Source organism: Novosphingobium sp. B-7 (assembly GCF_000410615.1).
Lineage (GTDB): Bacteria > Pseudomonadota > Alphaproteobacteria > Sphingomonadales > Sphingomonadaceae > Novosphingobium > Novosphingobium capsulatum.
The window spans coordinates 1-291 of record NZ_KE148452.1 but is presented as its reverse complement, the minus strand read 5'-3'; the positions used below and the strand labels follow the sequence as shown (position 1 = coordinate 291).

Below are 291 nucleotides of genomic sequence, written 5' to 3'. Positions count from 1 at the left end.
CCGCCTCGGGCAGCCCGGTGGACAATTGGATGGGCCTGCCCGGCGCCTGGGCGGCGGAACGCGTGCTGGTGCTGTTCGGCCTGCCCGGCGGCCTGCTGGTGCCGCTGCTGTTCGTGTTTGCCCGCCGCCTGTGGGATGCCGCCGGTGACCTGATCGACGTGGACGAGGATGAAGAAGCGCCCGCGCCCGAACCGGCCTGGTGGCGCCTGTCGCTCGGCCTGTCGGTGGCGATGATGCTGTCGGGCACGGCGCTGGCGCTGGCGTTCACCGGCCCGGGCGGCAGCCTGCCCG

At 74.2% G+C, this 291-nt stretch carries 1 protein-coding gene; it reads left to right on the top strand.

The window, feature by feature from the left end; genetic code table 11:
* Window positions 1–291: DNA translocase FtsK 4TM domain-containing protein (locus H926_RS29210; protein ID WP_043610585.1), on the top strand; the 291-nt coding region annotated here is incomplete at both ends.